The organism is Ferrovibrio sp. (assembly GCF_025869515.1).
In the GTDB taxonomy this organism is placed as follows: Bacteria; Pseudomonadota; Alphaproteobacteria; order Ferrovibrionales; family Ferrovibrionaceae; genus Ferrovibrio.
Genome location: NZ_JAOZVR010000059.1, coordinates 1 through 7877 on the forward strand (window position 1 = coordinate 1; position 7877 = coordinate 7877).

The following is a 7877-nucleotide window of genomic DNA, read 5'->3' on the forward strand; positions in this document are numbered from 1 at the left end:
GGCCAGCGGGAAGCCGCCGCCGATGCCCTTGCCGAAGGTCATGATATCCGGAACGATCCCGTAGAAGTCAGAGGCGAACATCTTGCCCGTGCGGCCGAAGCAGCTCTGGATTTCATCCCAGATCAGAAGAATGCCGCGCCTGTCGCAAATCTCGCGAACGCCCTTGAGGTAGGATACCGGCAGGACGATGTGACCACCGTTGCCCATGATCGGCTCCATCATGATCGCAGCAACACCGCCGTCGACACCACGGTCGATCGCGTCTTCAAGTAGCGAAAGGCAGAGCTGGACATCGGTTTCCGGATCCAGGCCAAGACGCGGCCGGTAAGGATCGGGATGCGGAACGCGGGTGAAGCGCGGCTGGAGCGGCAGGAACGGATTGTCCGGATGCGGCCAGCTTGCCGCCATCGTGGTGATGGAGCGGCCGTGATAGGCGTCCTGCAGCACGATGATGTTCTGCGCGCCGGGACGGTTTTTCAAGGCGAGCTTCATTGCCATTTCTACCGCCAGGCTGCCGTGCAGGGCGTAGCCGATTCGGTGGAGGTCGCCTGGTGCGATGTCGCGAAGCTTGGACGTCAGCGTCAGCAGCGGCTTGGTGTTGAAGTTCGGCCGTGCATGGGTGATTTCACGCAGCTGGGCGATTGCCGCCTCGACCACGCGCGGGTCGTTTGCGCCGAGGTTGTTCGACCATGCCTGCGAGGTGCAATCGAGATATCGATTGCCCTTGTCGTCCCAGACATAAGAGCCGCGTGCCCGAACGAGCGTGATCTTGGTGTTGTCCCCTTCGACGGGGTCATGAATGAGAGAACGCTTTCCCTCTTCAATGCGATATTCGTCCGATTTTACGGCCGTTTGCGCGACGTTCATCGATGTTTCCCTCTTGTCTGCGATGACGGCGATTAAGCAATGAAGGTGCGTTGACAACAAGGACGATTAGCGAAAGGATTAATTCATGTCGCTTATGAATATCCAGCTTCGCCACATCCGGTGCCTGCTTGCTGTCGCGAGCGAAAAGAGCTTTGCGAGAGCGGCGGAAAAGCTATCCGTCTCGCAGCCGGCGCTGTCGCAAACCATTATTCAGCTTGAGGAAACGCTGGGCTTCGAAGTTTTCGAGCGCACCACCCGCAGCGTCTCGCTGACGAAAGATGGGGCGACCCTTTGTGACTATGCGCAGAAGCTGAACCGCTCGATGGAAACCTTCTATCGCGAGGTGAAGGCGCTCCAGCTTTCGCGGCACAATTTCCTGCGGGTCGGATATCTGATCGGTACCGCCGTTGAATTCATCCCGAAGATCATGCAGGAATTCGAGCGACGCCGGCCGAATGCGACGCTGGAATTCGTCGAATACGATTTCACCAATCCCGATGCCGGGCTTTCGACGGAACTTGTCGACTGCAGCATCTTCCGCCCGCCGGTCGATACGCCGGACATTCGTCTCGTCGAGATCGCTCGGGAAAAATGCGTTGCCTGCCTGCCTGACGGTCATCCCCTGAGCCTGCAGGAGACCGTGACGGTGGAACAATTGTTCGACGAGCCATTCATTGCCGCGCCCGGCAATGGCGTGTGGAGGGACTACTGGCTCGCCGGTCAGTACCGCCAGGGCCGAGGCGCCCGCGTCGTGTTCGAGGCCGCAACAGTGGATTCGGAATTGCAGGCGGTTGCCATGCGCAAGGGCATAAGCATCACGGCCGAAAGCACTGCACGCTTCTACGCCCGCCCGGGGGTCACCTTCCGCCGGATCGCCAACATGGACGACTGCATCATCGCCATCGGCCACCGCCAGCCGGCAAACCCTCTGATCAAGGAACTGATCGACGTGGCCATAGCGGTGACGAGGCTGCCCGCCGACGGATGACAGAGGCTGCGGCATTCCGATGACGGCCCCGGCCGGATCACCTGACTTGGCATCGTGGGCAATTTGGGTTATGCGGCAATCAATCATATGGACCCGGTGCAAGCCCGGGTGGCTATTCCGGCCGCCGATCCGCCGGGCAATGCAATCCAGACGCGTCCCCTTCAAAAATGATAAGCAGCACACGGCACTATCTCCGCCAGTGGCAGGAAAACCCTGTCCGCGAAATCCTTGCAGGCGCGGTGGCTACCTTTGCCCTGATCCCCGAAGTCATCGCTTTTTCCTTCACGGCGGGCGTCGATCCGGCAGTCGGGCTTTATGCCTCCTTCATCATCAGCATCGTGATTGCCATTTTCGGCGGACGTCCGGCAATGATCTCGGCAGCAGCCGGATCTGTTGCGATGGTGGTGGCGCCGTTGGTACGCGAACATGGTGTCCAGTACCTCTTCGCCGCGGGGCTCCTGGCGGGCCTGTTCCAGATTCTCTTCGGCTTCGCCCGGCTGGCGACGCTGATGCGCTATGTCTCCAGTTCTGTTCGGACGGGTTTTGTCAATGCGCTGGCGATCCTGATCTTCTCGGCGCAACTGCCGCATATCCTGAACGCAGGCCCCATTGGTTACGGTGTGATGGCTGCAGGACTGGCGATCATCTACGTGACGCCGAAGCTGATCTCCCGCATTCCCGCGCCGCTGATCTGCGTCGTGGTGTTGACGGCATTGTGTTCCGCCTTCGGGATAGACATACCGCGTGTTGCCGATCTGGGCGAACTGCCCGACGGCCTGCCGATTTTCAGCCTGCCCGATGTACCTGTTAGCTTCGATATGCTGAACATCATCTTCCTGCCGGCATTGGCCATCGCCATGGTCGGGCTTCTGGAAAGCCTGATGACCGCTGGCGTTGTCGATGACCAGACCGGCACTCCTTCGAACAAGAATGCCGAGGCGCTGGGGCTTGGGTTGGCGAACGTTGCTGCCAGCCTGTTCGGAGGCATCGCAGGCTGCGGCATGATCGGCCAGACGGTTTCCAATGTAAAATATGGCGGACGAGGACGGCTGTCCACACTGGCGGCCGGCGGCATCCTGCTTCTCTTGATGGTGGCGCTGGGTCAGGTGGTTGGGCAGGTCCCTGTCGCGGCTCTTGTTGCGATCATGATCATGGTGTCCATCGACACGCTGGACTGGGGCTCGCTAAAACGGCTCGGCACCACACCAGCGCTGTCCAATCTGGTGATGCTGGCCACGGTGGCAGTAACGGTGATCAGCCATAACCTATCGCTCGGGGTGTTGGTGGGCGTCCTGATGAGCGGCGTATTTTTCGCGGCCAAGGTGGCACGGATGCAGCACGTCCGGCGCGAGGGAGATCTTTACATCGTCGAGGGACAGGTCTTCTTCGCCTCTGCGGAAGCCTTCATCGATGCCTTCGATCCGACCCTGCACGACGACCCCGTAACCATCGATCTTTCAGGCGCGAGACTTTGGGACATCACGGCTCTGGCTGCACTTGAGAAGGTGCGGGAGCGGTTTACTCGCCACGGCCTCGATGTGACTGTCGAGGGACTGCGCTGGCCGGTATAACTGCTCTGGCTCCTCCAGACGGTGTGGCGCTACCTTTTCCAGGAATACAACTGAAAGTGCGTGGACCGAGGCTCACGCTACCTCGAAGAGGTGAGCCTTCCGTGCAGCAGGTGGCTCGCTCACAGGTTTTCCTTCAACAGTATCTCGATCCGGATCTTTTCCTGCGAGGCCAGCGGTTCGCGCGCTTCCAACCGGGCGCGCATGATGCGGATCGCGCTGCGCACGGCGTGGCCGGGGTTTTGTGCGATGATTGCGTCGATACGCTCGTCGCGAAGCGCCTCTTCGCTGAAGGGCGTGCGCTCGTGGACGACCACGGTCAGGCGGCGCAGATCGGCGAACTGGGCGATCGTGGAGATCGGAAGGCGGGCTTCCGCACTCAAAACGTAGACCGCATTGATCTGCGGATTGTGTTCGAGCATGCGCTGGATGACAAGGCTTGCACGGCGCTCGTCGCCATAGGTTTCGGCGGAAGGGAGCGGACAGAGATGAGGGAACCGCTCATTGATGATGCTGTCGAAGCCGAGGCGGCGTTCGATACTGTCCTGTGCCATCATGGTTTCGGCGATGACCATGATCTTGCCGGGCTCGTGGCTGAGGAAGCGCCCGATCAGTTTGCCTGCGGTGGCGCCTGCGGCAAAATTATCGATGCCGACGAAATCGGCGGTTTTCAGCTTTTCCTGGCCCGAGAGAAATTGCACGACCTTGATCCCGCGCTCGATGAGGCGGGCCATGGCGTCACGAACCTGAGGTGACTCCGGCGCCATGACCGCTATGCCGTCGACTTCCTCGCTTTGAAGACCGGAAAGATATTTCGCCACCGCATGCGGGTCGGTGGTCGGGATCTGCACCACATCGACGTCGGTCAGGTCGGAGCGCAACGCCTCCCGTGCCTCGTCCACCTTTTCCAGGAGTTCCCGCAGATACTGGTCGCCCGCCATCGGCAGCAGGAAGCGGAAACGATAGATGCGGCTGCGGGCGAGATTGACCGCTGCGGGATTGCGCACGAAGCCGATCCGCTCGATGGCTTCGGTCACCAGTCGTGCCGCTTTCTTGCTGACATTGGGTCGATCGTTGAGGACGCGGTCCACCGTCGCCAGACTGACGCCAGCGGCCTCTGCCAGATCTTTTGCTGTGGGTCTCATTCGCTCACTGGATTCGCGTATTCAGTTTTCCTTCGGGGATTTTCCAACAGAATCAGATGAAAAGCAAGAAATTGAGGTGCGCACCTCAAAATTCCCTTGCATTGAGGTGCGCACCTCAATTACAGTTTTCATAACGTCAGGACGAAGCCTTGCCATGGCTTCCTGGGAAGCCTGCCGTTGTGGCAGGAGGAGATTGTCACACAGAGGACTGCCGTCTTGCCGTCCAGCCCTGGAGGGGGCGTTTGTTATCCCGATGGAGGTCGGGACAGGGAGGTTTGAACATGAAATCGATTCTTTTGAATTCCGTGGTAGCGGCGGCGACCCTTGTCGGCGCAGGCGTGCTTGGCACGACATCTGCCCATGCCGACGATCTGACGCTTTGCTGGGCCGCGTGGGACCCTGCTAATGCGCTTGTCGAACTCAGTAAGGACTTCGAGGCCAAATCCGGCCACAAGATGAAGTTCGAATTCGTGCCGTGGCCGAATTTCGCCGACCGCATGCTCAATGAGCTGAATTCCGGCGGCAAGCTGTGCGATCTGATGATCGGCGACAGCCAGTGGATCGGCGGCGCGGCTGAAAATGGGCAATATGTGAAGCTGAACGATTTCTTCGAGAAGGAGAAAATCTCGATGGCCGATTTCATTCCGGCCACCGTGACGGGTTATGCGGAGTGGCCGAAGGGTACGCCGAATTACTGGGCGTTGCCGGCCTTCGGCGATGTCGTCGGCTGGACCTACCGCAAGGACTGGTTCTCCCGTCCCGAACTGCAGGATGAGTTCAAGAAGAAATACGGCCGCGACCTCGCCGTGCCCAAGACGTTCGCCGAGCTGAAGGACATCGCCGAGTTCTTCCAGGGCCGCAACATCGACGGCACGACGGTCTATGGCGCCGCGATCTATACCGAGCGCGGCTCGGAAGGCATCACCATGGGCGCGATGGACGTGCTCTATTCCTTCGGCTTCCAGTATGAGAACCCGAAGAAGCCTTATGAACTGGAAGGCTTCGTCAATTCGCCCGAATCCGTGGCCGGCCTCGAATACTACAAGGCGCTCTACGACTGCTGCGTGCCTCCGGGCCATTCCGACGCCTACATGTCCGAGGACGTCGATGCCTATAAGTCGGGCCAGGTCGCATTGCAGATGAACTTCGCCTTCATCTGGCCGGGCATCAACGCCGATGCCAAGGTCGGCGGCGACAAGTCGGGCTATTTCGCCAATCCGGCCGGTCCCGGTGGCAAGCAGTTTGCCCAGCTCGGCGGTCAGGGCATTTCGGTCGTTGCATCTTCCGCCAAGCAGGCTGCGGCGCTTGAATATATCAAGTGGTTCGCGCAGCCCGAGATCCAGAACAAGTGGTGGTCGCTCGGCGGTTATTCGGCGCTCCGGTCGGTGGTCGAGGATCCGGGCTTTGCCAAGAGCCAGCCCTATGCCCAGACCTTCCTCGACTCCATGGCAATCGTGAAGGATTTCTGGGCCGAGCCTTCCTATGCCTCGCTGCTGCAGGCATCCCAGAAGCGCTTCCACGACTATGTGGTGGCCGGCAAGGGCACTTCGAAGGAAGCGCTTGACGGACTGGTCAAGGACTGGACCGAGATCTTCGAAGACGAAGGCAAGTACTGACACTGACCCGCGCCGCCTCCCAGCGGATTCAGTCTGCGACAGGGCCGGATTTCCGGTCCGGCCCTGTCGCGCATAGCGCCTATCAATAGGGGGTTGTCATGACCGATACGCCAATGGATCGGATTGCACGGGCCACGCCGCCGGTATTGGCCAAGCGCGTTGGCGGTCTTTCCGATCGCGCCATCGCCTGGCTGTTCGTCACGCCATCGATCCTTCTCCTGCTCGCCGTCAACATCTTCCCGTTGATCTGGACGGTGCGGCTGAGCTTCACGAACTTCCGCGTGAACCGGCCGAACGAGGCGACCGAGTTCATCGGCCTGAGGAACTACCAGCGCATCCTGACGGACGGCGATATCTGGCTGACCATGCAGGCGACTGCGCATTTCCTCATATGGACCATTGTGCTGCAGGTGCTGATCGGCTTCTCGCTGGCCTATCTGATCAACAAGAAGTTTCGCGGCAGCGATCTGTGGACCACGATCATCGTGCTGCCGATGATGCTGAGCCCCGCCGTGGTCGGCAATTTCTGGACCTTCCTCTACCAGCCGCAGATCGGCCTGTTCAATTATGCGGTGGGCTTTCTCACCGGCGCGGATCCCTCGAGTTTCTCGATGATCGGCGACGTGTCGCTCGCGCCCTGGGCCATCATCATCGTCGACACATGGATGTGGACGCCTTTCGTGATGCTGATCTGCCTCGCCGGCCTTCGCTCCATTCCGGCCAGCATCTACGAAGCCGCGGAATGCGACCGGGCCAGCAAATGGCGGCAGTTCTGGACCATCACCATTCCGCTGGTCCTGCCCTTCCTGATGCTGGCGATCCTGTTTCGCGGCATCGAGAACTTCAAGATGTTCGATCTCGTGGTGCAGCTGACCGGCGGCGGGCCGGGCTCGATCACCGAACTCACCTCGATCAACCTGAAACGTGAAGCCTTTGAAAAATGGCGCACCGGCTATGCCTCGGCCTATGCCGTCATCCTCTTCGTCACCGTCTTCGGCCTTGCGTCGATCTATGTCAAAGCCTTGAACAAGGTGAAGCAGAGATGAGCAGCTTTTCCGTCACCGAACCCTCCGCCCGCCAGAAATGGTTCGCGGGCTCCCTGGTGATCCTCTATGCGGTCATCACCCTGATGCCGCTCGTGTGGATCATCGCCACCGGTTTCAAATCGCCATCGGATGCCATCGCCTATCCGCCGAAGGTGCTGTTCGAGCCGACGCTCGAAGGCTATGTGAACCTCTTTACCACCCGCACGCGGGTGTCCGAAGCGGACCTGCAGGCGCTGGGCGAACCCAAGACCTGGTATGAACGGCTGGTACGCAAGGACGGCCTCGTCATTGCCGGCGCCTCGCGTTTCGGCGAACGTTTCACCAATTCGGTGATCATCGGCTTCGGCTCCACATTCCTTTGCATCGTACTCGGAACGGGCGCTGCCTATGCCTTTTCCCGCTTCAAGGTGCCGTTGAAGGACGACCTGCTGTTCTTCATCCTCTCGACACGCATGATGCCGCCGATTGCTGTGGCGATCCCGATCTTCCTGATGTTCCGGTCGCTCGGTCTGAGCGACACCCATGCCGGCATGATCCTGCTTTATACGGCGGTGAACCTGTCGCTTTCCGTCTGGCTGCTCAAAGGTTTCATCGACGAGATCCCGATCGAATATGAGGAGGCGGCGCTGATCGACGGCTACACGCGG

General features: G+C 60.0%; 7 protein-coding genes and 1 other annotated feature. Of the genes, 5 read left to right on the forward strand and 2 right to left on the reverse strand.

What is annotated here, in order from left to right; genetic code table 11:
- Positions 1–867 (reverse strand): aspartate aminotransferase family protein (locus tag OJJ21_RS10230; protein WP_297685825.1); only part of this gene is annotated, 867 nt, incomplete at its 3' end.
- A gap of 94 nt (positions 868–961) precedes the next feature.
- Here OJJ21_RS10230 and OJJ21_RS10235 point away from each other — a divergent pair.
- Together OJJ21_RS10235 and OJJ21_RS10240 are read left to right on the forward strand one after the other, a co-directional pair.
- The gene (locus OJJ21_RS10235; protein WP_297685827.1) at positions 962–1855 is read left to right on the forward strand and encodes a LysR family transcriptional regulator; all 894 of its coding nucleotides are present in this window, start codon (positions 962–964) and stop codon (positions 1853–1855) included.
- An 86-nt stretch (positions 1856–1941) separates the two neighbouring features.
- Positions 1942–1997, forward strand: a sequence feature (sul1 is cis-regulatory element that is thought to sense ions involved in sulfur or methionine metabolism; They are found in Alphaproteobacteria).
- A gap of 25 nt (positions 1998–2022) precedes the next feature.
- Positions 2023–3426: a SulP family inorganic anion transporter gene (locus tag OJJ21_RS10240; RefSeq protein WP_250946811.1), complete on the forward strand. Its 1404-nt coding sequence runs from the start codon at positions 2023–2025 to the stop codon at positions 3424–3426.
- A 119-nt stretch (positions 3427–3545) separates the two neighbouring features.
- Here OJJ21_RS10240 and OJJ21_RS10245 read toward each other — a convergent pair whose 3' ends face one another.
- Complete coding sequence (locus tag OJJ21_RS10245) at positions 3546–4568, reverse strand: LacI family DNA-binding transcriptional regulator (RefSeq protein WP_250946812.1); 1023 nt, start codon at positions 4566–4568, stop codon at positions 3546–3548.
- 281 nt (positions 4569–4849) lie between these two features.
- Here OJJ21_RS10245 and OJJ21_RS10250 point away from each other — a divergent pair, with 281 nt between their 5' ends.
- From OJJ21_RS10250 to OJJ21_RS10260, 3 genes are all read left to right on the forward strand, one after another.
- Positions 4850–6184 (forward strand): ABC transporter substrate-binding protein, encoded by a 1335-nt coding sequence (locus tag OJJ21_RS10250; RefSeq protein ID WP_297685831.1) that lies wholly within the window; start codon positions 4850–4852, stop codon positions 6182–6184.
- Between the two features lie 98 nt (positions 6185–6282).
- Positions 6283–7230, forward strand: a complete 948-nt coding sequence (locus tag OJJ21_RS10255) for a sugar ABC transporter permease (RefSeq protein ID WP_297685833.1) — start codon at positions 6283–6285, stop codon at positions 7228–7230.
- Positions 7227–7877: carbohydrate ABC transporter permease (locus OJJ21_RS10260; RefSeq protein WP_297685835.1), on the forward strand; the 651-nt coding region annotated here is incomplete at its 3' end. The genes OJJ21_RS10255 and OJJ21_RS10260, both read left to right, overlap by 4 nt.

Coding starts and splice junctions, on each gene's coding strand:
- OJJ21_RS10255 (WP_297685833.1), top strand. CDS start 6,283: ATGACCGATACGCCAATGGATCGGATTGCACGGGCCACGCCGCCGGTA.
- OJJ21_RS10235 (WP_297685827.1), top strand. CDS start 962: ATGAATATCCAGCTTCGCCACATCCGGTGCCTGCTTGCTGTCGCGAGC.
- OJJ21_RS10250 (WP_297685831.1), top strand. CDS start 4,850: ATGAAATCGATTCTTTTGAATTCCGTGGTAGCGGCGGCGACCCTTGTC.
- OJJ21_RS10240 (WP_250946811.1), top strand. CDS start 2,023: ATGATAAGCAGCACACGGCACTATCTCCGCCAGTGGCAGGAAAACCCT.
- OJJ21_RS10245 (WP_250946812.1), bottom strand. CDS start 4,568: ATGAGACCCACAGCAAAAGATCTGGCAGAGGCCGCTGGCGTCAGTCTG.